Origin of the sequence: Agrobacterium genomosp. 2 str. CFBP 5494 (assembly GCF_900013495.1) — a bacterium.
GTDB classification, from domain to species: domain Bacteria; phylum Pseudomonadota; class Alphaproteobacteria; order Rhizobiales; family Rhizobiaceae; genus Agrobacterium; species Agrobacterium pusense.
Map to the genome: position 1 here is coordinate 1,066,500 of NZ_LT009718.1, position 23,807 is coordinate 1,090,306.

General features: G+C 59.9%; 27 protein-coding genes. 10 read left to right on the forward strand and 17 right to left on the reverse strand.

All coding sequences use genetic code 11. The features are described 5' to 3' along the window. Nucleotides 1–24 precede the first annotated feature (24 nt). From AGR2A_RS05015 to AGR2A_RS05040, 6 genes are all read right to left on the reverse strand, one after another. Nucleotides 25–948 carry a pirin family protein gene (locus AGR2A_RS05015; protein WP_072494040.1) on the reverse strand — a complete coding sequence of 308 codons (924 nt, stop codon included), beginning with the start codon at nt 946–948 and terminating at the stop codon, nt 25–27. Nucleotides 949–1,246: 298 nt separating this feature from the next. After that, nucleotides 1,247–1,501: an exodeoxyribonuclease VII small subunit gene (locus AGR2A_RS05020; RefSeq protein ID WP_003503059.1), complete on the reverse strand. Its 255-nt coding sequence runs from the start codon at nt 1,499–1,501 to the stop codon at nt 1,247–1,249. 2 nt (nt 1,502–1,503) lie between these two features. Further along, nucleotides 1,504–2,439, reverse strand: a complete 936-nt coding sequence (locus AGR2A_RS05025; RefSeq protein WP_004440330.1) for a histone deacetylase family protein — start codon at nt 2,437–2,439, stop codon at nt 1,504–1,506. A 25-nt stretch (nt 2,440–2,464) separates the two neighbouring features. Next, nucleotides 2,465–3,028 carry a biotin transporter BioY gene (locus tag AGR2A_RS05030; RefSeq protein WP_072494041.1) on the reverse strand — a complete coding sequence of 188 codons (564 nt, stop codon included), beginning with the start codon at nt 3,026–3,028 and terminating at the stop codon, nt 2,465–2,467. A gap of 31 nt (nt 3,029–3,059) precedes the next feature. After that, nucleotides 3,060–3,665, reverse strand: a complete 606-nt coding sequence (locus AGR2A_RS05035) for an energy-coupling factor transporter transmembrane component T family protein (RefSeq protein ID WP_072494042.1) — start codon at nt 3,663–3,665, stop codon at nt 3,060–3,062. After that, nucleotides 3,662–4,342 (reverse strand): energy-coupling factor ABC transporter ATP-binding protein, encoded by a 681-nt coding sequence (locus AGR2A_RS05040; RefSeq protein WP_072494043.1) that lies wholly within the window; start codon nt 4,340–4,342, stop codon nt 3,662–3,664. The genes AGR2A_RS05035 and AGR2A_RS05040 overlap by 4 nt, the downstream gene beginning before the upstream one ends. A gap of 112 nt (nt 4,343–4,454) precedes the next feature. Here AGR2A_RS05040 and AGR2A_RS05045 point away from each other — a divergent pair, with 112 nt between their 5' ends. After that, nucleotides 4,455–5,651, forward strand: coding sequence for a winged helix-turn-helix domain-containing protein (locus tag AGR2A_RS05045; protein WP_072494044.1), 1,197 nt, complete (start codon nt 4,455–4,457; stop codon nt 5,649–5,651). Nucleotides 5,652–5,919: 268 nt separating this feature from the next. Here AGR2A_RS05045 and ribB read toward each other — a convergent pair whose 3' ends face one another. Together ribB and aroC are read right to left on the reverse strand one after the other, a co-directional pair. Continuing rightward, on the reverse strand, nt 5,920–7,020 hold the full coding sequence (gene ribB / locus AGR2A_RS05050; protein ID WP_072494045.1) for a 3,4-dihydroxy-2-butanone-4-phosphate synthase: 1,101 nt from the start codon (nt 7,018–7,020) through the stop codon (nt 5,920–5,922). Nucleotides 7,021–7,031: 11 nt separating this feature from the next. Continuing rightward, on the reverse strand, nt 7,032–8,129 hold the full coding sequence (gene aroC, locus AGR2A_RS05055; protein WP_004440343.1) for a chorismate synthase: 1,098 nt from the start codon (nt 8,127–8,129) through the stop codon (nt 7,032–7,034). 436 nt (nt 8,130–8,565) lie between these two features. Between aroC and AGR2A_RS05060 the strand changes: the two genes are divergently transcribed. Next, complete coding sequence (locus AGR2A_RS05060; protein ID WP_006699882.1) at nt 8,566–8,826, forward strand: DUF1344 domain-containing protein; 261 nt, start codon at nt 8,566–8,568, stop codon at nt 8,824–8,826. A gap of 219 nt (nt 8,827–9,045) precedes the next feature. On the opposite strand, the gene AGR2A_RS05065 is transcribed toward AGR2A_RS05060, so the two are convergent. The 4 genes from AGR2A_RS05065 to AGR2A_RS05080 all read right to left on the reverse strand — a co-directional run bounded on the left by AGR2A_RS05065 (nt 9,046) and on the right by AGR2A_RS05080 (nt 12,402). After that, entirely contained in the window at nt 9,046–9,639 is a 594-nt protein-coding gene (locus tag AGR2A_RS05065) for a histidine phosphatase family protein (protein ID WP_072494046.1), read from the reverse strand. A 35-nt stretch (nt 9,640–9,674) separates the two neighbouring features. After that, nucleotides 9,675–10,493 carry an enoyl-ACP reductase FabI gene (gene fabI / locus AGR2A_RS05070; protein ID WP_004440350.1) on the reverse strand — a complete coding sequence of 273 codons (819 nt, stop codon included), beginning with the start codon at nt 10,491–10,493 and terminating at the stop codon, nt 9,675–9,677. A 131-nt stretch (nt 10,494–10,624) separates the two neighbouring features. Next, nucleotides 10,625–11,740, reverse strand: coding sequence for a DnaJ C-terminal domain-containing protein (locus AGR2A_RS05075; protein WP_072494047.1), 1,116 nt, complete (start codon nt 11,738–11,740; stop codon nt 10,625–10,627). Nucleotides 11,741–11,952: 212 nt separating this feature from the next. Then, nucleotides 11,953–12,402 carry an RT0821/Lpp0805 family surface protein gene (locus tag AGR2A_RS05080; RefSeq protein ID WP_004440354.1) on the reverse strand — a complete coding sequence of 150 codons (450 nt, stop codon included), beginning with the start codon at nt 12,400–12,402 and terminating at the stop codon, nt 11,953–11,955. Nucleotides 12,403–12,458: 56 nt separating this feature from the next. Between AGR2A_RS05080 and pdxH the strand changes: the two genes are divergently transcribed. Continuing rightward, nucleotides 12,459–13,079: a pyridoxamine 5'-phosphate oxidase gene (pdxH, locus tag AGR2A_RS05085; RefSeq protein ID WP_006699879.1), complete on the forward strand. Its 621-nt coding sequence runs from the start codon at nt 12,459–12,461 to the stop codon at nt 13,077–13,079. Between the two features lie 168 nt (nt 13,080–13,247). Further along, complete coding sequence (locus AGR2A_RS05090; RefSeq protein ID WP_035209412.1) at nt 13,248–13,553, forward strand: MazG nucleotide pyrophosphohydrolase domain-containing protein; 306 nt, start codon at nt 13,248–13,250, stop codon at nt 13,551–13,553. Between the two features lie 50 nt (nt 13,554–13,603). Here the strand turns inward: AGR2A_RS05090 and AGR2A_RS05095 are convergent, their stop codons facing one another. The 5 genes from AGR2A_RS05095 to AGR2A_RS05115 all read right to left on the reverse strand — a co-directional run bounded on the left by AGR2A_RS05095 (nt 13,604) and on the right by AGR2A_RS05115 (nt 17,601). Next, nucleotides 13,604–13,981 (reverse strand): hypothetical protein, encoded by a 378-nt coding sequence (locus AGR2A_RS05095; protein ID WP_035209413.1) that lies wholly within the window; start codon nt 13,979–13,981, stop codon nt 13,604–13,606. Nucleotides 13,982–14,120: 139 nt separating this feature from the next. Beyond that, nucleotides 14,121–14,786 (reverse strand): HAD family hydrolase, encoded by a 666-nt coding sequence (locus AGR2A_RS05100; RefSeq protein ID WP_072494048.1) that lies wholly within the window; start codon nt 14,784–14,786, stop codon nt 14,121–14,123. 3 nt (nt 14,787–14,789) lie between these two features. Further along, a complete protein-coding gene (locus AGR2A_RS05105; protein ID WP_006699875.1) occupies nt 14,790–15,227 on the reverse strand; it encodes a bleomycin resistance protein in 438 nt (145 codons plus the stop codon). Nucleotides 15,228–15,580: 353 nt separating this feature from the next. Further along, nucleotides 15,581–16,996, reverse strand: coding sequence for a metalloprotease TldD (tldD, locus tag AGR2A_RS05110; RefSeq protein WP_072494049.1), 1,416 nt, complete (start codon nt 16,994–16,996; stop codon nt 15,581–15,583). A gap of 80 nt (nt 16,997–17,076) precedes the next feature. Beyond that, nucleotides 17,077–17,601 carry an invasion associated locus B family protein gene (locus tag AGR2A_RS05115; RefSeq protein WP_022555736.1) on the reverse strand — a complete coding sequence of 175 codons (525 nt, stop codon included), beginning with the start codon at nt 17,599–17,601 and terminating at the stop codon, nt 17,077–17,079. Nucleotides 17,602–18,032: 431 nt separating this feature from the next. Between AGR2A_RS05115 and coxB the strand changes: the two genes are divergently transcribed. The 6 genes from coxB to AGR2A_RS05145 all read left to right on the forward strand — a co-directional run bounded on the left by coxB (nt 18,033) and on the right by AGR2A_RS05145 (nt 23,683). Next, nucleotides 18,033–18,896, forward strand: a complete 864-nt coding sequence (coxB, locus tag AGR2A_RS05120; protein ID WP_034496285.1) for a cytochrome c oxidase subunit II — start codon at nt 18,033–18,035, stop codon at nt 18,894–18,896. 16 nt (nt 18,897–18,912) lie between these two features. Beyond that, nucleotides 18,913–20,628 carry a cytochrome c oxidase subunit I gene (gene ctaD, locus AGR2A_RS05125; RefSeq protein ID WP_004440364.1) on the forward strand — a complete coding sequence of 572 codons (1,716 nt, stop codon included), beginning with the start codon at nt 18,913–18,915 and terminating at the stop codon, nt 20,626–20,628. 388 nt (nt 20,629–21,016) lie between these two features. Further along, on the forward strand, nt 21,017–21,970 hold the full coding sequence (locus AGR2A_RS05130; protein ID WP_004440366.1) for a heme o synthase: 954 nt from the start codon (nt 21,017–21,019) through the stop codon (nt 21,968–21,970). Then, nucleotides 21,970–22,101, forward strand: a complete 132-nt coding sequence (locus AGR2A_RS29970; protein WP_003521105.1) for a hypothetical protein — start codon at nt 21,970–21,972, stop codon at nt 22,099–22,101. The genes AGR2A_RS05130 and AGR2A_RS29970 overlap by 1 nt, the downstream gene beginning before the upstream one ends. A 29-nt stretch (nt 22,102–22,130) precedes the next feature. Further along, entirely contained in the window at nt 22,131–22,748 is a 618-nt protein-coding gene (locus AGR2A_RS05140) for a cytochrome c oxidase assembly protein (RefSeq protein WP_004440369.1), read from the forward strand. Nucleotides 22,749–22,807: 59 nt separating this feature from the next. After that, nucleotides 22,808–23,683, forward strand: coding sequence for a cytochrome c oxidase subunit 3 (locus AGR2A_RS05145; protein WP_004440371.1), 876 nt, complete (start codon nt 22,808–22,810; stop codon nt 23,681–23,683). Nucleotides 23,684–23,807 lie beyond the last annotated feature (124 nt).

Consider the following 23,807-nt stretch of genomic DNA (forward strand, 5'->3'; position numbering starts at 1 on the left):
CATGTCGTATACTTCTATAGAATTTCAACCTTCCGGCAAAGGGACAAACTCTTCTTCGTCGCCGGGAACGATGTCGAAGCGTCCCGTTCTCCACTCCTGTTTGGCCTGTTCTATGCGTTCTTTTGATGACGAAACGAAGTTCCACCAGATGTATCGGCGCTCATTCAGCGCTGCCCCGCCAAAGATCATGATGTGACAGCCATTGCTGCCGGCCTGAAGCGTGATGTCGTCACCCGGCCGGAAGACGAGCAGCTGGTCGGCGGCGAAGATATCGCCCGCCACATCCAGCGAGCCGGACAGGATATAGATCGCCCGCTCCTCATGATCGGCGGAAAAGGGAAACTTTGCCCCCGGCTCCAGCGTCAGGTCGACATAAAGCGTATCCGTGAAGGCCGCAACGGGGGAGGTGAGGCCCTCGAATTCACCGATCACTACACGACCCGACGCGCCCTTGATATCGATCAGCGGCATCTCTTCCTTTGCCGTGTGGGCAAAGGCCGGGTCGATTTCCTCCATATGGTCGGGCAGGGCAAGCCATGTCTGCAGGCCCGACATGGAAAGCGGATGGCCGCGCAGGTTTTCCGGCGTGCGTTCCGAATGCACGATGCCGCGCCCGGCCGTCATCAGGTTGATGTCGCCGGGGCGGATGACAAGCTCGGTGCCGAGACTGTCTCGATGCTTGATTTCGCCGTCGAACAGATAGGTGACGGTGGGAAGCCCGATATGCGGATGCGGCTTCACATCCAGCGCCTCACCGGCCTTCAGTATCGCCGGACCCATGCGATCGAAAAAGATGAAGGGACCGACAAGCCGCCGCTGCCGCGTCGGTAGCGCGCGCCGCACCGCAAAGCCGCCAATATCGCTGGTGCGGGGGATGATGAGGTTCTCGATGGCGTCGCAGGCAAAGGCATCGCCCGCGACGGGATCGTTACCGGGAAAGAAGGACATGGTCAGCTCCTCGTATCGTCTGGCGGGAGTTTAGCATAACCGAGGGGGAGGGGAGCATCGCGATATCGAACGCAGCGTCAACGATCCTTGTTAACACGACATTGTGAGAACACCTTACGGCCGGGGAAAGTTCTCAAACCTCTCCTCCGTCATCCTCGGGCTTGTCCCGAGGATCTAAACACGTCAAGAAATCAATGCATTGCAGATCCTCGGGGCAAGCCCGAGGATGACGTCGAGTGTTTAAATCGGGAGGTGGCTACCTTATCGAATCACGTCCGAACGCTCGCCCTAAACGCAATCACTCCCCGTCCAGCGGCTCCACACCCTGCGGCTTGCCGGCGCGATCGAGGCGAATCTTCTCGATGCGCTTTTCGGCAGCGTTCAACAGCGTCTCGCAATGCTTCTTCAGGGCTTCGCCGCGCTCATAAATGGCGATGGATTCGTCCAGCGCCACGTCGCCGCGTTCCAGACGTGCGACAATGCTTTCCAGCTCGGCGACGGCTTTTTCGAACGAATAACCGCTGACATCGGCTGTGTTGGCATTTTCCGTCATGTTCAACCCTTCATCATTCTCAAAATATGCATGGCTGCCGATTCCGCCAGCCCTTCAAGATCATAACCGCCTTCCAGCAGGCTGACGACCCGGTTCGAAGTGTATTTATCCGCCATCTCCAAGAGCCGGCCCGTCGCCCAGTCGAAATCCTCTCCCACCAGATTGATCTGCGCCAGCGGATCACGGTGATGCGCGTCGAAACCGGCGGAGATGAGAATGAGATCGGGCGAAAAATCCGCAATCGCCGGCAAAACGCGTGATTTGAATGCCTCGCGGAAATGTTCGCTGCCGGTGTTGGGAGAAAGCGGTGCGTTGACGACGTTGTTCTTCACGCCGGTTTCGTTTTTATCGCCGCTCCACGGATAAAGCGGCATCTGGTGGGTGGAACAGAACAGCACGGATGTGTCGTTCCAGAAGATGTCCTGCGTGCCGTTGCCGTGGTGCACATCCCAGTCAATGATGGCGACGCGCTCGGCACCATGCGCCTTCTGCGCGTGGCGGGCGGCGATCGCCACATTGTTGAAAAGACAGAAGCCCATGGCCTTGGCGGTCTCGGCATGGTGGCCAGGCGGGCGGGCTGCAACGAAGACATTGTCGGCAGCGCCGGCAAAAACATCGTCTACTGCCGCCATTGCAGCGCCGATGCCGGTCAGCGCCGCCTGCAGGCTTTTTTGCGAAACGTAAGTGTCGGCCTCAATGCGGTTGATCTCGCCATCCTCTTCCGGAATCTGTCGCATCACGGCAAGCAGATGCTCTTCCGGATGCGCCAGCAGCACCGCATCCTCATTGGCCTGAGGCGCTTCTTTGCGATCAAGGCGCTCGAAATTCGGATGTTCGAGCGCGATGTTCAGCGACCGCAGGCGGTCCGGCCGCTCGGGATGGCCGGAAGGCGTGATATGCTCGAGGAAGATCGGATGTTCGTATAAACGCGTCGCCATTCTTTTCCTCCCGAAGAAAGTGTTTTCAGGCGCGCTGCGGCAGCAGCGGATAACCCGCCATGACGGCGCGGCCGGCAAGGGCTGCCAGCACGGCCTTCAGCGCATCACCCGGGATGAAGGCGAGCGAACCCATGAAAGCCTTTTCAAAACCGAGACCGACGACCACCGCCAGGTAGGTGATGCCGAAAGCATAAAGCACGACCACGCCGCCGATCAGGCTGGCGAAGAAAAAGCCAACACCCTGCGCTAGAGCGGACTGGCTGCGATTGACGAGTTTTTCCGAGAGCGTGCCGGTGACGAAAACGGCTGCGATCCAGCCGATCAGGAAGCCCGTTGTCGGCGTGGTGAAGATCGAAAGACCACCACGTCCGCCCGAAAGCACCGGCAGGCCGATGGCGGCAATCAGGATCGTCAGCAGAACCGCGAGCGTGCCGCGTTTTGCGCCGAGGACGACGCCGGCGAGCATGACGCCGAGCGACTGCGCGGTAATCGGCACCGGAATGAAACCGAGCGTGATCGGCGGCAAAAGCCCGAGCGCGATGATGATGGCGGAAAACAGCGAAATCAGCACAAGGTCGTGGGTCGTCATGGCTCGGAAACTCCGGATGGTTGTCTGGCCGTCAGCTTTGGCCTCTGAAACCGCGCGCGTCAATGGCGTCGGCAATGGCATCGGCATCCTTCAACGTCATAATGACGAGCGGCACGATGATGGTCGCCATCCGCACGGGCAGGCCACGCGCCCGGTGGGCATCGCGCACCGCATGGTAACGGTTGACGATCTCAGGCACGAAGCGCACCACCAGCCCGACTGCAAGCCCGATATCGGCGGCCTTGAGCAGCCCCAGCCTTTCCAGCGGGGAGGCAGCACGTGTAATTTCGTCCATGAACTGCGAAATGCTGACGGTGATGGTGACCGCGGTGGCGAGCAACGCAAGTGCCGTCAGCCGCATAAGATTGACACTGGCATCGTGGGCCGGAAGCAGGAGATAGCTGAAGCCGGCGACGAGGAAGATCGTCAGCATCACCGGCCGCAGCCGCAGGGCGATGTCCTTGAGGGGCAGCCGCGTCGCGCTCAGAGCTAGCGCGGCCAGAACCATCGCGCATGCGAGAACCAGCAAGTCGCGGGTGAGGAACAATGCAATGCTGAAGCCCATGAGCGTCAGAAGCTTGAGGCGCGGCGAGACGCGGTAAAGCCAGCCGGTGCCCTCGACATGCAGCGATTTCATCGCGACGCCACCTCCAGATAGCGCGCCACCGCCTCTTCAGGTGCAGCATCTGCAATAAGCGCACCCTCATGGAAAACCAGTACCCGGTCGAAACCCCGAAGCAACGGCAGATCGTGGGTTATGACAATCAGCGCCTGGGACAGCGCCGCCATGGTTCTTTCCACGATTGCGCGGTTTTTGAGATCAAGCTGGTTGGTTGGCTCATCGAGAATGAGGATTTGCGGTTCGGTCACCAGAAGGGCGGCAAGCGCTGCAAGCTGTAGCTCACCGCCGGAAAGCTCATGCGCGCGCCGGTCTTCCAGCTGCGCGATGCCGAGTCCGGCGAGAACGACCTTCACCCGATTTTCAGTTTCGGCCTTGCCGAGGCCGAGCCGCTTCAGCCCGAAGGCGACATCGTCGCGCACGATCGGAAGGATGATCTGGTTTTGGGGATTCTGGAAGATGAAACCGACCATCTGCAGGATGGCCCTGGCGTCGCTCACGGTGTCGAGACCGTTCACCGAAACCTTGCCCTCGCTTGGCTTGTTCAGCCCGTTGATCAGCCGGGCAAAGGTGGTCTTACCGGAACCATTGAGACCGATTACGCCGATGCGCCGTTCCGTCAACGTCAAGGACAGCGGCTGCAGGACCTGCCGGCCCTCGAAAACGACACCGGCGGCATCGAAACGGATTTCCAAACTTACATCCTCGCGCTCTTTTCCGGTTCTATATCCCGTCATCAACAGAAGTGAAACAAGGAACAAAAAAAGAACATTGCATTCGCGAAAAAGCCGTCATACCTTCTGGGCCATGACGATCAAGGTTTCGAACGAAGCAGCAAGGCGGATTTTTCTGGCGCGGCAGGGCCTTTCCTCCCCGCCCGGCAAGGCGCTTTCCAAGGATGGGCTGCTGCAGCTCATCAACGATCTCGGCTTCGTGCAGGTGGACAGCATCGGCACGGTGGAGCGCGCCCATCACCAGATTATTTTCTCCCGCAACCAGACCTACAGGCGCAACCATCTGACCACGCTGCTGGAAAAGGACCGCGCCCTTTTCGAGCACTGGACGCATGATGCCTCCATCCTGCCGACGGAATTTTATCCCTATTGGAAACACCGCTTCCGCCGCCGCGAGCCGATCATTCAGGAACGCTGGCGCAAATGGCACGGTGAGGGTTTCGATGCCGCGTTCGGCGAAACGCTGGAGCGCATCGCCGCAACCGGGCCGGTGCTGGCACGGGAGCTTAAAGAGGAGGGACACCAGTCCGGCGGCTGGTGGAACTGGCATCCCTCCAAGACCGCACTCGAATATCTCTGGCACACCGGCAAGCTCGCAATTGCCGGCCGTGTGAACTTCCAGAAGGTCTATGATCTGGCCGAACGGGTCATTCCCGGTGAGCATCACGAGACCGAAGTGGAGCACGCCGAATTCGTCGACTGGGCCTGCCGCGAGGCGCTTAAGCGGCTGGGTTTCGCCACGCATGGCGAAATCGCCGCTTTTTTCGACCTCGTTACCCCGCAGGAGGCGAGAGACTGGGTCAAAAACCATCGCGATGAATTGTGCGAGGTATCGCTTCTCGCAAGTGACGGCGACACTGCCCGCCAGTCCCATGCCTTTGCCGATTTCACTGCCGACCTGACGGACGTACCGGAACCGTCCTCCCGCGTTCGCGTGCTGAGCCCCTTTGACCCTTTGCTGCGTGACCGAAACCGCACGGAGCGGCTATTCGGCTTTTATTATCGCATCGAGGTCTTTGTGCCAGAGCCGAAGCGGCAATATGGCTATTATGTTTTCCCGCTTCTGGAAGGCGACCGTCTGATCGGTCGCATCGACATGAAGGCGGAGCGCAAACGCAGCACTCTGGATGTACGCCGCCTGTGGCTCGAGCCCGGCGTGCGCGCTTCGGCCGGGCGGCTGGAAAAGCTCGATGCGGAATTGTCGCGTCTTGCGAAGTTCACAGGGGTCGAGAGCGTGAACTATCTGGAGGGCTGGCGGGAGGACAACTGAGTTTTTCGCACGGATGATTGCGAGAGAGGTGCCCTCGGACTCAAGGTTACCGATCCGTGATACTGCATTGTAGCGTGGCGTTGCGGCATATTTCTTCTCCCCGCCGGGGAGGAGGTGGCCCGAAGGGTCGGATGAGGGGCAACGGTAGAGATTTACGGAGAGCTAGCCCTCTTATCCCGTTGCCGTGGACTTCTCCCCGGCAGGGAGAAGAAAAATGCTTCACCCGCTCGCCTCACAATTGCGCGGCGAGACCAGGCAAAACCCAAGCTCACCCGATATCCGTCGCGGAAATCTTGATGCCGAATCCTTCGAGACCGACATAATGGCGTTCGCGCGTGGTCATCAGCTTGATCGAGCTGATGCCGAGGTCTTTGAGGATTTGCGCGCCGAGACCGATTTCCAGCCATTCGTTTTCCCGCGAGCGGGCCTGGGCGTGTGCCTCGTCCGGGTCGCGCGCCTTGCGCCGCCCCGCAACCTGACCGACGCCGACGGAGCCTTCACGGAGATAGACGATGACGCCGCGGCCTTCCTCGGCGATCTTCTGCATGTAGTGCCGCAACGGCTGGCGGTCGCCGAACACGTCGTCAGCGACGTTTTCCGGGTGCAGGCGCACTGGAATGTCGACACCGTCCCTGATGTCGCCGAAAATCACCGCCATGTGCTGCATACGGTCCCAGGGAAGGGAGTAGGTCTGCGCTCTTGCCGGGCCGAAGGGCGTTTCGATGGTGAAGGAGGATTCCATCTCCACCAGCGTTTCCTTGCGCTGGCGGTAGGCGATGAGATCGGCAACCGACACCTGCTTGAGCTGATGTTTTTCCGCAAAGGCAGTGACCTGCGGTCCGCGCGTCACGGTGCCGTCGTCATTGACGAGTTCGCAGATGACACCGATCGGCGGCAGGCCTGCCAGCTTGCAGAGGTCGACGGCGGCTTCCGTATGTCCCGAGCGCATCAGGACGCCGCCCTCACGGGCAATCAGCGGGAAAATGTGTCCAGGCCGGGTAAAATCGGCGGCTCCGACATTTGGATTGGCGAGATTGCGCACCGTCAGCGTGCGGTCATCGGCGGAAATGCCCGTTGTGGTGCCGTGCTTGAAATCGACGCTGACGGTGAAGGCCGTGGTATGGGCGCTGTCATTTTCGGCCACCATGGCATTGAGGTTCAGGCGCTTGGCTTCTTCGCGCGGCATGGGGGCGCAGACGATGCCTGACGTGTGGCGCACGATGAAAGCCATCTTTTCTGCCGTGCAGTGGACCGCTGAAATGATCAGATCGCCCTCGTTCTCACGGTCATCATCATCGGTCACGACAACGATTTCACCGGCTTCGAAAGCGCGGATGGCATCGACAACGCGTTTCTGGTCATAGGCCATTGCGGAATACCTCACTTCAACCGGCCGGTCTGGCCGCGATCCCTCAGATAATGGTCGGCGACGGTGCAGGCCACCATCGCTTCGCCGATCGGCACGGCACGAATGCCGACGCAGGGGTCGTGGCGTCCCTTGGTGCGCACGTCGACATTGTTGCCATCGGCGTCGATCGACTGGCGCTCGGTCAGGATTGACGAGGTCGGCTTGATGGCAAAGCGCGCGATGACGGGCTCGCCGGTCGCAATGCCACCCAGAATGCCGCCGGCATGATTGGAGAGGAAGATCGGTCTGCCGTCATTGCCCATGCGCATTTCATCGGCATTCTCCTCGCCGGAAAGCTCGGCGGAGGCGAAACCCTCACCGATCTCCACACCCTTGACGGCGTTGATCGACATCAGGCTGGAGGCAATATCCTGGTCAAGCTTGGCGTAGATCGGTGCGCCGATACCCGCCGGAACGCCTTCGGCGATCACTTCGACAACGGCGCCGATGGACGAACCGGCCTTGCGGATGCCGTCGAGATATTCTTCCCAGACGGGCACCATGGCGGCATCAGGGCAGAAGAACGGGTTCTGATCGACCTGATCCCAATCCCAGTTGTCGCGGTTGATCCTGTGTTTGCCGATCTGCACCAGCGCGCCGCGCACGTTGAGGCTGGGTACCACCTTTCGCGCGATTGCGCCGGCAGCGACACGCGCCGCCGTCTCGCGCGCGGAAGAGCGACCGCCGCCGCGATAATCGCGAATGCCATATTTCAGGTCATAGGTGAAATCCGCATGTCCGGGGCGGAATCGCCTGGCGATCTCGCCATAATCCTTGGAGCGCTGGTCGGTATTTTCGATCAGCATGGAAATCGGCGTGCCTGTTGTCGTCATCGTCTCGCCGTCCTCATCCAGCATGACGCCGGAAAGGACCTTGACAATATCGTCCTCGCGCCGCTGGGTGACGAAGCGGCTCTGGCCCGGCTTGCGCTTGTCCATCCAGTGCTGCACCTCGGCAAGGGTAAACCGGATGCCGGGCGGGCAACCATCCACCACGCAGCCAAGTGCCGGCCCGTGGCTTTCTCCCCAGGTGGTAACGCGGAAAAGATGACCGAAACTGTTATGCGACATAATTCTCAAACCGGAAAACGGGGCGCCTGTGGACAGCGCCGTTTAAAACAAGCGGATTTGTCTTAGTGGAAAATCCGGACAAGGCAAAAGCCTTTCTTTCATCGCAAACGCGATAAGAAGGTGACGTACCGTTCACGACTTGCGAAAGGACGAAAAACGACAGTCCCGCCATGGGCGACGGAAAGTGATTCGACCGTATCGACGGGTTTTGTGAGATGACGAAATTGTAAAAGAGCCGGGGTTTTCCACCCTAAACCCGGGTTTTCCAATATTGCCGGAAAATGCGGTGTAAAAATCACTAACGGCTTGAACAGGATTTGAAATCCGTTCATCAATTGGGCCGAAAATGTCATGGTTGCGGGCAATTTCCGCCACATTCGAAAGGCAATTCTTCATGCATGTAAGGTTTTCACGCAAATCCACGAAAGCTAGATCGATGCGTATGATGATTGCCGCCCTTCTGGCCACCGCCAACCTCCTGATGCCGATCAACGGCTTCGCCCAGAGCGTCGACGTGGAAGGCACGATCAGCAAGATCGACGCGAACGGTCTCAGTATCACGCTGAACGACGGTAAGACCTATCGTGTGCCGGAAGAATTCAATTTCGAAGGTCTGAAAGCGGGCGTGAAGGTCGTTGTCTTCTACACAGAAGTGGATGGGAAACGTGTGGTCGACGATCTGCAGGTTGTGGAGTAAGCAGCCGCCTACCAAGTCAAAACCTCCTTTGTGAAACGAGCGGGTGCCACCTGTTTCTTCTCCCCGACGGGGAGAAGTCCGCGGCAGCGGAATAAGGGGGCAAGCTCTCCGAAATCCGGCAACGTTGCCCCCTCATCCGACCCTTCGGGCCACCTTCTCCCCGGGGGAGAGAAGAAACAAGCTGCGACGTCCTGCCAATCATAGGAAAGCTGCCAGCCCCTAGGAAATCCAATCCACGCTGTTCCTGTCGATCTCGACCTTCAAAATCTGGTCCTGCGGGATTTGCGTCCGCGACGCCTCATCCTTGTCCATGCCTGAAACAAGTCTGAAAATCGAGCGGATGACGCCGCCATGGCAGACGCAGACTGTCGGCCGCTCCACGGAGGAGAGCCATGCGCCGATGCGCCAGGAGAGGATTTCATAGCTTTCGGCATCCTGGCCGGGGGGAATGAAATCCCACTTGTTGGCCTTGCGCGCCTTCACCCGGTCCGGAAATTCCTTCTTGAGCTCGGGCAACGTCTGCCCTTCCCAGTCACCGAAGGAAACTTCGATGAGGCGGTCGTCGGTGCGATAGGCCTTGGGATCGAGCCCCATCGCGCCGCGCATCAGTTCCATTGTCTCGCGCGTGCGCCCGAGCGGGCTTGCTACATAATCGAAATCCGCGGCCTGATCCCCCAGGAGGCGGGCGAGAAGCAGACCATTGCCGACCGCCTGCTGGCGGCCGAAATCATTGAGCGGAATGTCTTTCTGGCCCTGAAGCCGGCGTATCGCATTCCAGTCCGTTTGTCCGTGCCGGATCACATAGACGAGCAAGGCGATACCCCAGTTTCAAGCATTCCCGGTTGTCGTCAGTCCTTCACCACCGAAATGTCAGGCGCATCCACCGCCTTCATGCCGATGGTGTGGTAACCGGAATCGACATGGTGGATTTCGCCGGTCACGCCGGTCGAAAGGTCGGAGAGCAGGTAAAGCGCCGACTTGCCGACTTCCTCGATCGAAACGGTGCGCTTCAGCGGCGCATTATATTCGTTCCACTTGAGAATGTAACGGAAGTCGCCGATGCCGGAAGCAGCGAGCGTCTTGATAGGGCCGGCGGAAACGGCATTGACGCGGATGCCGCGATTGCCGAGGTCGACGGCGAGGTAACGCACGCTTGCCTCAAGCGCGGCCTTGGCCACGCCCATGACGTTGTAGTTCGGCATCACCTTTTCGGCGCCGTAATAGGTGAGCGTCACGATCGAACCACCGTCATTCATGACGGGCTCCGCCCGCTTGGCAACGGCGGCCAGCGAGAAGACGGAAATGTCCATGGTGCGGTTGAAATTGTCGCGGCTGGTATCGAGGTAACGGCCGGTCAGCTCATCCTTGTCGGAAAAGGCAATGGCGTGCACGACGAAGTCGATCTTGCCCCAGTGCTTTTCCAGGCTGGCAAAAACCGCATCGATCGTCTCGAGATCGGTCACATCGCAGTGACCGGCCATGAAGGCGCCGAGTTCCTGGGCCAGCGGCTCGACACGCTTCTTCAGCGCATCGCCCTGCCAGGTGAGAGCCACTTCCGCACCCGCGTCGGCGCAGGCCTTGGCAATGCCCCAAGCGATGGAACGATTATTGGCGACACCCATGATGAGGCCGCGTTTGCCAGCCATGAGGCCGGATGCCTGAGCCATTTTATGCTCCCTAGTACTTTTGATCGGTCCTGCCTATGGCATAGGCTGCAATCCTGTTCAAGATTGCCAAGGATCATCAACTGTTAGGGAACGTAACAAAGGGTGCGTTGTCCCGGTTATTCGCAAAACTTTCACAAATAAAGGCCTTCGCGCATGTGGCGCATCAGGTCGGTCACCTTCTCATCGGGCTTCTCGTGCAGGACGATGCGCAGTTCGATGACGAGATCGCCGGAGCCGCCATTGCCGTCGGCAAGGCCCTTGCCGGCAATCCTGAGCGCGCGGTCCGAGCCTGACCAGGCTGGAATGGTGATGTTTTCCTCGCCAAGCGGCGTCTTGACCTTTGCTTCGCAGCCCAGAACCGCATCGCTGAGCGAGATCGGCAACGTCGTGTGGATATCGAAGCCACGAAGGGAAAACGCATCCTCGCGCGCGGTCAGCAATGTCACGGCGAGATCGCCGCGGGCCATGTTCAGAAGCTTCAGCCCCTGTCCCTTCAGCCGCACCACATGTCCGTCGGTCATGCCGGCTTCCAGCTGGAAGCGAACCTCTCGTTCATCGGCAAGCGATACGGTAATCCACTTTTGCTCCAGCAGATCGGCGACCGTGACGATGGCCTCCGCCGTGATATCGGGCGCCTTTTCGGGAGATGGTTGCGGCGTGCGGAACCGGCGTACGAGAGCGCTGAAGAGATTGGCGGCAAGCGAGACGGGCGCCGCCCTGTCATCGCCAGCGCCGGACTGGGCGGCCTCGCCGGCGGCAGGTGTATCGCCTCTTGCGGCGCTTGCGGCAGCCTTTGCCGCTTCCGCCGCCTGCTGTACCTTGGGATCGTTCTGTGCCTCCGCGCCGAAAATCCGCTCGACGATGTCTTCGGCACTTTCCGTCCTGGCGTCGGTTTTCTGGCCGGTCTGCGTCCGGTTGCGGGCGTCCGCCCGGGCCAGTTCTTCCATCAGCTTTTCGGCCGCCCTGGCGCGTTCAGCCGCCTCGCGCGCGGCCTCCCGCTGCTGCATGATGGTCTGATCGCGCTGCTTTTTTTCTGCAGCCTTGCGGGCCTGATCGTAGAGATCGCGCTTTTTCGGGTCTTTCAGAAGGTCGTAGGCCTGTCCGATCTCGGCGAATCGCGCCGAGGCATCGGGATCGTCGCGATTGGCGTCCGGATGAACGGTTTTCGCCTTCGTGCGCCAGGCGGCCTTGATTTCCTCGTGGCGGGCGTCACGTTTTACGCCGAGGATCGAATATGGATCGCGCATGCGAAACACCAGTTACGTTGGCTCAGGCGCCTGCAGCCCGTCATGGCGCAATCCTGAAGCTAACCCCTCCGAAAAGGGGTGCCCGCGATCATTCGCCTGCACGCCCTCGGTTTAATCAACGTCGACTGTTGCAATAAGTTGCTAATCACTCCTTTACGGAGCAGGTTCGACGCACCGGGGCCGCGCCTATTCCCCATGGAAGGGTAAACAGATTATTTCTGCTCGAAGCGGGTCATCAACCATTCGCCGGTTTCCGACAGGCAGGCCTGTCCGGAATAAGCTGCCACCCCTTCGAAGGAGTGGCGCGTCGTCTTGAAATCGCGGCAGACGAAACCGCTTGATTTGTCTTCGTGAATGGCGGTCACGACGCCGGCGCTGCCGGTGGCGGCGTTCGCCCAGGGCAGCGGCTGGTCGGCAAGTTTGGCGAGATCGGCCGATGTCACCGCATTGCGAATGGTCACATCGTCGGTCTGGGCGCTGCCATTCTGCTGGTTCGGCACGGAGGCGGTGGAAAGCGAGCGGTCAACCTTGTCGCCGCCGAACAGATCGAGGCTGACGCATCCGCTCAGCACCGCAAGCATCGACACGACGGCGGAAACTTCCGCTACCGACGAAAGGAGGCTCTTTGTTCGACTGTTCGACTTTGCTATGACGGTCACCATCTTTCACCAGAGATCATCTCTGGGGTCCAAATCAGCTCGGGAGCATTTTAGTCAATATGTCGGAAACGGGGTTAACATCCAGTGACTTCACGGAAGAAAATGAACCTTTCACGCTTTTTGCCGAATGGCTGAAGGATGCGACGGCTTCCGAGATCAACGATCCGAACGCGGTGGCACTTGCCACCGTGGACGAAAATGGCCTGCCGAATGTGCGCATGGTGCTGCTGAAAGGCGTCGATGACCGCGGCTTCGTGTTCTACACGAATTTCGAAAGCCAGAAGGGCCGGGAGATCCTCGGCCAGAAAAAAGCGGCCATGTGTTTTCACTGGAAGAGCCTGCGACGTCAGGTGCGCCTGCGCGGCGAGGTGGAGATCGTGAGCGACGAGGAGGCGGATGCCTATTACGCCTCCCGGCCGCGCGGCAGCCGCATCGGCGCCTGGGCCTCCAAGCAGTCACGGCCGCTGGAAGGCCGTTTCGCGCTGGAAAAGGCGGTGGCTGAATATACCGCCAAATATGCGATCGGCGATATTCCGCGCCCGTCCCATTGGTCCGGTTTCCGCATTCGCCCCGTCAGCATCGAATTCTGGCATGACCGCAAGTTCCGCCTGCATGACCGCATCGAATTCCGCCGCGACACGCCAGACGGTGCCTGGTCCAAGGTCCGCATGTACCCCTAAGGGCGTCATGCCGCGCCATTGGCGCCTGCCTGTTTAAGCAGCAAATCAAACAGCGCCGGGCCAAGGGTGGCCCGGCAGACGCTCCATCCGCCGTCCATAAGCGCTTTCGAATCGACGCTGCCGGAGAATCGTGATTAGAGTTGGATATCACGAACAAAGGATGAACAAATGCTTCTGTCCATGATGCGCCAGTTCGAGGCTGCCTCGCAGAAATATGCCGATGAAAACGGGATCGCCCGTGATCCCGACTGGTTCATGCTGAAGCTTCAGGAGGAGGTGGGCGAGGTGACGCAGGCCTGGAACCGGCTGACGGGGCGGGGGCGCAGCAGGGGCAGAAGCGAAGAGGAGATGAAGCGTGATCTGGCTGACGAAACCGCCGATCTGCTCGGCCACGTACTGCTGCTGGCGCATCGCAACGGTCTCGATCTCGAAAATTCGATAGAACGCAAGTGGCGCTTCAAGCCGGGGGCCTGACGCTCCGCCGAGGACCATTCGATCCTGCTGCGTCGCGCCTCCGCGATCCGCTAGGAGAACGCGATGACAAAGAACAGGATCGCAAGAGCGGCAGCCACAGGAGCCATGACCAGCTGCTCCGGGCGGCTTTTCGACATTGCATTCAATCCGATGCTCACCGCCATGTAACAGGCGATGATCCAGATTCCAGGTTCAACCCAGCCAGACGGCCAGATGTCGGCCCAACCCGCCTTTTGCAGCGGGAAGGAAACGAAAAGCGCATAAATGAGCGGTGTCGCTGCGCTGGCTATCCTTTGCCGTCCCGGCAATACCGTGTGCGCGCCGCCCCAGGCAAGGCGGCCGAAAGGGGCGCCGGCGGCGAGCGCAATCTGGAACAGGGACAGAACCAGCAGTATCAGCGTGATGAGTGACACGGCGACAGGCGTCATGATTACCCCGGTTATGGATACGCCGGCAGAGTCATTTGCCCAGTAGCGGCGCCCCAGCCCGACATGCGTTTCATCATGACGTCAAATCGCGAAGCACGTATGACGCCGTCTCGCGCCCCCAGCCCGATTTTCATTCTACTCAGGCCTGCGCTTTTTGCAGAAGGTCGGCCACCATATGCAGGTCGCTGGCGACGGCCACGCATTTCTCCCGCATTTCCTCGGTCGGCGGCGCAACGTCGGGCACCATGATCGTCATCATGCCCGCCGATGTCGCCGAGCGTACACCCCAGTAGGAATCCTCCAGGGCAAGACAGTGCCCGGGATCGAGGAACAGTCGTCGCGCGGCTGTCAGATAGGGCATGGGCGCCGGTTTCGGCTCCGTATAGTCGCCGCGCGCGACAATTGTGTCGAAGCGTTTGAGAAGATCGTGGGGCCCAAGATGGCGCGTCACCGAATCGTGCCGCGACGAGGTGGCGATGGCGCGGCGGATATCGAGGCTGTCGAGAAGGTCGAGGATCTCGGTGACGCCCGGCTTCAACGCCACGCCACCAGCCATCATCACGCCAAGATGCCGGAGCCAGGCGTCTCGGAAACTGTCGATGGGAAAATCCGCGCCATAATCAGCAAAAATGGTGCCGGTGATGACGTCCCACGGGCTGCCGCAGACCTTCTGATAGGTCTCCACCCTCATGCCGTGGCCGCCTTCTTCCGAAGCCGCCAGAAATGAATCGCGATAGAGCCGCTCGCTCTCGATCAGCAATCCGTCCATGTCGAAAACCACGGCCCGCGGGAGAAAAGGCAGCATGGCTCAACCGAACCGGAAAGGGCGTTCGCCAAGGCTCTCGAACGGACGGATCAGGTAACCATCCGGATCGGCGACGATGAACTGCCGGTTGCCCACTTCGACCGTGCCGCGCCTGTACCATTTTTCTTCCAGCGGCATGACGAGGTCGATGGAGGATCGCTCCAGCCGGGAAAGAATGGGTTGCAGCGAGGGGACGGCAAGCTGCAGGTTCATGCCGCGGCCAAACGGAAATTCGAGCACGGCATTATCAGTCACGAATGTCCGCGTCGCGCCAATCTGGTCGATCATCAGCTGGGCATCCCCCAGCGCCAGATAGGTAAAGCCCTCTTCGGGGCGCTCATAGACCACATGAAAACCGATCAGGTCGCAATAAAATGCGCGGCTTTTCTGCCAGTCGCTGACGGCAAGTTCAGGAACGAGGGCATTTCGTATAATGGTCATGGTCTCCTTTGCGCATCGGCCGGATCGGGATGTGGCCTTAGGGTAGGGGCTGATCTTAACGTCTTCCCGGCGGCATGCCAGAGGAAACCGCATCATGGCAGCCATGTGTGTGGTCAGGGGCTGACGAGGCGCCGACAGGCTCAGTGTGGCTGCAACTCTTTCTTCCGTCATTCCGGCCTTGAGCCGGAATCCAGCCAGCCCAAGTCCTTGGGCTGAAAAGACTCTTCCCGCCGCGCCGACGCGCATCGGCTGGATTCCGGCTCAAGGCCGGAATGACGGGTGATGCACCGTTACATCACTTTATCCGCGCTACAGATACGCATTAACAGTCGTTACAGGCAGGGTCGGGAGATTTACGCCTTCGTGCCGCCCACGGTGATCTGGTCCATGCGCAGATGCGGCTGGCCGACGCCAACAGGCACCCATTGCCCGGCCTTGCCGCAATTGCCGATACCGGTATCGAGTTTCGAATCATTGCCGATCATCGAGACGCGCTTCATCGCATCCGGCCCGTTGCCGATCAGCATCGCGCCCTTCACCGGCGCGCCGATCTTGCCGTTTTCGATGAGATAGGCCTCGGTGCAGCCGAACACGAATTTACCCGAGGTGATATCGACCTGGCCGCCGCCGAAGGAGACGGCATAGATGCCCTTCTTGACGGAGGCGATGATCTCTTCCGGCGTCTTGTCGCCCGACAGCATGTAGGTATTGGTCATGCGCGGCATCGGAACATAGGCATAACCCTGACGGCGACCGTTGCCGGTGGGCGTCGCACCCATCAGCCGGGCGTTCTGGCGGTCCTGCATGTAGCCCACCAGCCTGCCGTTCTCGATCAGCACGTTGTAACCGGAAGGGGTGCCTTCATCGTCCACGGTTAGCGAGCCGCGGCGGCTGTCGATTGTGCCGTCGTCCACCACGGTAACGCCGGGCGCGGCGACCATTTCGCCCATCAGGCCGGCGAATGCGGACGTCTTCTTGCGGTTGAAATCGCCTTCCAGACCGTGACCCACGGCCTCATGCAGCATCACACCCGGCCAGCCGGAGCCCAGCACCACATCCATGGTGCCGGCCGGCGCATCGATGGCTGTGAGGTTGACGAGCGCCTGACGCAAAGCCTCATCGGCGCCGCGCTGCCAGTTTTCTTCTGTGATGAAATCGCCGAAACCGACCCGGCCGCCAATGCCATAGGAGCCGCTTTCCTGCCGATCGCCTTCACCCGCCACGACGGAGATGTTGATGCGGGTCATCGGCCTGACGTCACTGACGCGGTGGCCATCGGCGCGCAGAATGTCAACCACCTGCCAGCTTGCGGAAATCGTCGCCGTCACCTGCCGGACATTGGGGTTCTTGTCACGCAGATAGGCATCGATATCGGTGAGAAGCTTCACCTTCTCTTCGAAGCTCGGGCTGCCGATGGGATTCTCGTCGCCATAGAGCTTCTTGTTGGTGCGCTGCGGTGCGGCGGCATATGAGCCGGAGTAACCTCTCGTCACTGCGCTGACCGCATCCGATGCACGTTTCAGCGCGCTTTGCGAAAGCTCGCCCGCATGGGCGTAACCCACCGTCTCGCCGGCGACCGCCCGCAGGCCGAAACCCTGGTGTGTATTGAAGGAACCGCCCTTGAGCCGGCCATTATCGAAAGTCAGCGACTCGGCCTGCGCATGTTCGATGAAAAGCTCGCCATCGTCAGCGCCGGCGAGCGCCTCGCCGACGAGCTTGCGCAATTGCGTTTCGTCGCAATCGAAGAGTTTTACAAGATCGTCGGTCATAGGAGGCTCCAGTCATTATCGTTCATGACCGATTTAGGCACTGGAGCGGGCGGACGCAAGGCTGTCCGGTACGGCAGGCTTCAAGGAAGCGCGTCGTAACCTTCGGCAAACCCCGTCAGTTCGATCGGAATGCCGACGCGGTCCTGATCGACGGATTCACGCAGTGCAAAAACAGCGTTCTTGCCGGCGCGCAGAACCTTCAGCAACTCGTCGTCAATATCGACTTCCACATAGCAGCCTTCGGAGAAGCAGCGGGTGAAATAGGCGCGGCCAATATTGTTATTGTCGATATAGAGTTCCATGCCGTCCTTCAGAAGCACGCCCAGCGGTGCGAGGATGCGGAGGATGCGCGACTTGCGGTCGGCCGTCTTCAGCACCACCACTGAAAGACCGACTTCCGGGCGGTCGTCGGCAATCACGTTCTGCATCAGGGCGCATTGTTCTTCCGAAGCGCCCGCCGGCTTGTCACAGATGACAGACCATGCGCCATGCGTCGACTTCGGCGTTCCGGGCTGCGGCTGTTGCGCCAGCGCCGCGGCGGCGGGGGCGATGATGGCAAGACCGGCGGCGGCAAGAAAAGTGCGCGCGAGCGGGGAAAGACGCATGGATACCTCTGGGATTCGAATCAGTGCGGCTATTTTGACGCCATAATCCGGAAAAAAAAGCCTCGGGCTTTCAATTCCAGCCGAGTTGGGCGGAAATAGGACCTGTCGGTCCTGATGGCAGCCGGATTTGTTCGCGGCATCGGTCGTCATCCCGCGATCAAACCGGCTGGAAGACGGGGCTTGCCGCATTTTTTCGTCTCGAAATCGTCTTCGGCAGACGAGCCGACGCACAGGCTGCAGGAAAGTCGCGCGCGGATTGATCAATGGCAAAATTGGGGCGCATCCGTGGCGTGACGCATATTGCGGCAGAGGGCAAACTGTGGTTTGAAGTTATTACCATTAGCATGGATTCTGCGCCTGTGATTGATCTGGATCAGGCGCGTGAGGGAGAGGGTACCGTGAGGAATAGGATTTACGCAGCACTGGCGGGGATGACCTGTCTGCTCACGGCTGTCGGCGCCCACGCCGATCAGCCGGTGCATTGGCAAATGGGCATGCAGGAGGCCGCCACGCCGATCATGCACGAAATACGCTGGTTCGAACAATATACGCTCTGGTTCATTGTTCCGGTTACGCTTTTCGTTCTTGCGCTGCTCATCGTCGTCGTTCTGAAATTCCGCGCCTCGGCCAATCCCGTGCCTTCGAAGACCAGCCACAACACGGCAATCGAAGTTGTCTGGACGCTGGCGCCGGTTCTCATTCTCCTGTTCCTTGCTTTCCCGTCGTTCAATCTTTTGAACGCGCAGCTCACACAGCCGGAAAACCCCGACGTGACGCTGAAGGCGACCGCCACGCAGTGGCTGTGGAGTTACGAATATACGGCTGCCGAGGGCGCCGAGCCGGTCTCCTTCGACAGCTACATGCTGAAGGATCAGGATCGCGCCGCCGCCGGCAAGGAGGACAAGGCCCGCTATCCGCGTCTTCTCGCAGTAGACAATGAAATGGTTGTCCCGGTCGGCAAGACCGTTCGCCTGCTCGTCACCGCCGCGCCGACGGATGTGATCCATTCCTTCGCCATGCCGGCTTTCGGCGTCAAGATCGACGCTGTTCCGGGCCGCCTGAACGAAACCTGGTTCAAGGCGGAAAAAGAAGGCCTTTATTACGGCCAGTGTTCCGAGCTTTGCGGCAAGGATCACGCCTTCATGCCCATCGCCATTCGGGTGGTTTCCGAACAGCAGTACAACACCTGGCTCGCCGCCGCCGGTTCTGACCTGAACGGCGCGAACCGGGCGCTGATGGCCTCTGTCGATGGCGCTCCGCGCACCGTCGACGTTGCCGCCAACGAAACCAACTGATTCTGGAGTGAGGACAATGGCTGGACCTTCCGCACACGACGATCATCACTCGCATGGTCATTCCGCACATGATGGGCACGCGCATGACGACCATTCGCATGATGCACATCATTCCCATACGCCGGGCTTCTTCGCCCGCTGGTTCCTGTCCACCAACCATAAGGACATCGGCACGCTCTACCTGATCTTTGCGATCATGGCCGGCATCGTCGGCGGCGGGCTTTCCGTCGTCATGCGCATGGAACTGCAGGAACCGGGCATCCAGATTTTCCACGGTCTGGCCTCCATGGTCTACGGCTTTGAGGGCGACGCTGCCATCGACGGCGGCAAGCACATGTTCAACGTGTTCACCACCGCACACGCCCTGATCATGATCTTCTTCATGGTCATGCCGGCGCTGATCGGCGGTTTCGCCAACTGGATGATCCCGATCATGATCGGTGCGCCGGACATGGCTTTCCCGCGCCTGAACAACATCTCCTTCTGGCTGATCGTTCCGGCCTTCATCCTGCTCATTCTGTCGCTCTTCGTCGAAGGGCCGGCGGGTGCTTATGGTGTCGGCGGCGGGTGGACCATGTATCCGCCTCTGTCGACAAACGGCATGCCCGGACCGGCCGTGGATCTGGCGATCTTTGCGCTGCACGTTTCGGGCGCGTCGTCGATCCTCGGTGCGATCAACTTCATCACCACCATCCTCAACATGCGCGCCCCGGGCATGACGCTGCACAAGATGCCGCTCTTCGCCTGGTCGGTGCTCGTCACTGCGTTCCTGCTGCTGCTTTCGCTGCCGGTTCTGGCGGGCGGCATCACCATGCTTCTGACGGACCGCAATTTCGGCACGGCATTTTTCTCGCCGGAAGGCGGCGGTGACCCGATCCTCTATCAGCACCTGTTCTGGTTCTTCGGCCATCCGGAAGTGTACATCCTGATCCTGCCCGGCTTCGGCATCATCAGCCACATCGTGTCCACCTTCTCGAAGAAGCCCGTCTTCGGTTATCTCGGCATGGCTTACGCCATGGTCGCGATCGGCGCGGTCGGCTTCATCGTCTGGGCGCACCACATGTATACGGTTGGCCTGTCGCTGGAAGCACAACGCTACTTCGTCTTCGCAACCATGGTCATCGCGGTGCCGACAGGCATCAAGATTTTCTCGTGGATCGCGACGATGTGGGGCGGTTCGCTGACCTTCTCGACACCAATGGTCTGGGCAATCGGATTCATCTTCCTGTTCACGGTCGGTGGCGTCACGGGCGTCCAGCTCGCCAATGCCGGTCTCGACCGCTCGCTGCACGATACCTATTACGTGGTGGCCCATTTTCACTACGTTCTGTCGCTCGGCGCCGTCTTTGCGATCTTCGCCGGCTGGTATTACTGGTTCCCGAAGATTTCCGGCTACATGTACAGCGAGTTCATCGGAAAACTGCATTTCTGGGTCATGTTCGTCGGTGTGAACCTGATCTTCTTCCCGCAGCACTTCCTCGGCCTTGCCGGCATGCCGCGCCGTTACATCGATTATCCCGATGCCTATGCCGGCTGGAACCTGGTGTCGTCCTATGGGTCCTATATTTCGGCCGTCGGCGTGCTGATCTTCCTTTTCGGTGTCTGGGAAGCTTTCGCCAAGAAGCGGATCGCCGGCAACAATCCCTGGGGTGAAGGCGCGACGACGCTCGAATGGCAGCTGTCTTCCCCGCCGCCGTACCACCAGTGGGAACAGCTTCCGCGCATTCGCTGATGCACGGATCGGGACGCGCGGTAAGGCTCGCGGGTCCCGAGCGCTGAGAAAGAGGGCGGCACGGTCAGGCCCGTGCCGTTTTCCCGAACGGGCTGCCTTTACTGCCGCGTGACATTTTGTCCAAGCGATGCTTGCCTTCCAGCGTGATACATGCGCTGGGATATGATAAATGCCAGTTTTGGCCTTTATGAATGGCAAGCGCAGACGAATGGCGGCAGGACACGGCGTAAGGCCGGGCAGATGGCATCGGCTTAACCGGCTGCCGGTCAGGCTGTGACGTTCGGGACCCATGGATCGACGCATCGCGCATTCCGGAACTCTCACTCGTGTTTCCGGCCGATGCAGGGAATGTCGCGACAGGCGGCATTCGAAGGAAGCAGGACAGGAAATGACCGTTATCGACAATCGCGAAATGCTGGGCGCGGAAAGCTCCGAACTCTCGGAAGCCGGCGCGCGCGATTATTTCGAATTGCTGAAACCGCGCGTCATGTCGCTCGTGGTCTTCACGGCCTTTGCGGGCCTCGTGCTGGCGCCGGGTGAAATCAACCCGATACTCGGCATCATCGCTATTCTCTGCATCGCCGTCGGCGCGGGCGCGTCCGGTGCGCTCAACATGTGGTACGATGCCGATATCGATGCCGTCATGAGCCGCACCGCCAGGCGACCGATCCCGTCCGGCCGTATCACCCCGCGCGAGGCGCTGGCCTTTGGCCTGACGCTGTCGGCCTTCTCGGTAGTCATTCTCGGCCTTGCGATCAACTGGTTCTCGGCCGGTCTTCTGGCCTTCACCATCTTCTTTTACGCTGTCATTTATACGATGTGGCTGAAACGCTCGACGCCGCAGAACATCGTGATCGGCGGCGCGGCAGGCGCTTTCCCGCCCATGCTTGGCTGGGCCTGCGTCACCGGCGGCGTTTCGCTGGACAGCATCATCCTGTTCCTCATCATCTTCCTGTGGACGCCTGCGCATTTCTGGGCCCTGGCCCTGTTCAAGATGCGTGATTATGGCGCCGTTGGCATTCCGATGATGCCGAATGTTGCTGGCGAGCGCTCCACCAAGAACCAGATGATCTGTTATGCGGTGTTGACCGCAGCCGCAGCCGTCGCGCCTTATTTCACTGGTCTGGCAAGCGCCGGTTACGGTATTTTCGCGGCAGTGCTGAGCGCCATCTTCGTATACTGTTCGCTCGATGTCCGGCGCATGCCGGAGGGTGACGAAAAGATGTTGCCGGCCAAGAAGATGTTCGCTTATTCGGTGCTTTACCTTTTTGCGATTTTCTCCGGCCTTCTGGCCGATCATTTCGCGCCGGCCCTGAAGGCCGTCATGTCGGGAGTCCTGTGATGGAAACGGTGGAACTGAGCGCGGCGCAGAAAAAATCGAGACGCGGGCGCAATATTGCGCTCGGCGTCCTGCTCGCCGGTCTGGTGGTGCTATTCTACATCATCACCATCATCAAGATCGGTTCGCACTGACGGGCTGATCGAGGGGGAAGGAGGAGGATATGGCGAATATGGAAGCGCAGACAACGGGGACCGAGCGGCAACGGGTGAGCAATCGCTCCATCCTCGTGCTCTGTCTGGTGTTTTTCTGCGCCATGATCGGCATGGCCTACGCCGCCGTGCCGCTTTATACGCTGTTCTGCCGTGTCACCGGTTACAACGGCACGACCCAGCGCGTCGAGCAATATTCCGATGTGATCCTCGACAAGACCATCAATGTCACCTTTGACGCCAATACGTCGAACGGCCTCAACTGGGATTTCCAGCCGGTCGACAGGAAGGTCACGCCGAAGATCGGCGAAACGGTGCAGGTGACCTTCAAGGCGACGAACCGTTCACCGGTGGCGACCACAGGCACGGCGGTCTTCAACGTCACGCCCATGGAAGCCGGCGCGTATTTCAACAAGGTGGAGTGCTTCTGCTTCACCGAAACGACGCTGCAGCCCGGCGAAACGCTGGAAATGCCGGTGGTGTTCTTCGTCGATCCTGACATCGCCACGGCGCGTGAGACCAAGAGCATTCATACTTTAACGCTGTCCTATACGTTTTATCCGGCCAAAACCGAAAAACCGGTTGCGTCCTTGCCGGTAAAAACCGAATCTGGCGAAAGCAAATTGTGAGAGGAGATCCGGCCTTTGCCGAGGCCGGATCAGGGAAGAGACACCAGGGGATTGTCGCAATGGCAGACACGCATCAGAAGAACCACGATTACCACATTATCGATCCAAGCCCCTGGCCGCTTCTGGCCTCGATCGGCGCTTTCATCCTGACTTTCGGTGGCGTTTGTTACATGCGTTACCTGTCGGGGGGCTCCTTCAAGCTGTTCGGCGCGGAACTCGCCAATCCCTGGCTGTTCTATATCGGTCTCGTCATCGTGCTCTACACCATGTATGCGTGGTGGGCGGATACGATCAAGGAAGGCCGCGAAGGCAACCACACCCGCGTCGTTTCGCTGCATCTGCGTTACGGCATGATCATGTTCATCGCCTCAGAGGTGATGTTCTTCGTCGCATGGTTCTGGGCATATTTCGATGCCAGCCTCTTCCCCCATGAAGCTATTCAGGCGTCGCGTCTCGAATATACCGGCGGACAATGGCCGCCCAAGGGCATCGAAGTCATCGATCCATGGCATCTGCCGCTCTACAACACCGTCATCCTGCTGCTGTCGGGCACCTGTGTCACCTGGGCGCATCATGCTCTGCTGCACAATGACCGCAAGGGCCTGATATCGGGTCTGGTGCTCACCGTTGCGCTTGGCGTGCTGTTCTCCACCGTGCAGGTTTACGAATACATGCACGCCCCGTTCGACTTCAAGAATTCGATCTACGGCGCGACCTTCTTCATGGCCACCGGTTTCCACGGTTTCCACGTCTTCGTGGGCACGGTGTTCCTGCTGGTCTGCCTGTTCCGCGCCATTGCCGGCGGGTTCACGCCCACCCAGCATTTCGGTTTCGAAGCCGCTGCCTGGTACTGGCACTTCGTTGACGTCGTCTGGCTGTTCCTGTTCTTCGCCATCTATATCTGGGGTGGCTGGGGCGCGCCAATTCACGGCTGATAGGGCCAAGGGCCAAAGCAAGGCATCCGGTGGAGCGAGCGGGTGCAATCGTTTCTTCTCCCCGCCGGGGAGAAGTCCGCGCAGCGGGATGAGGGGGCTCCGGTAGAGATATCCGGAGAGCTAG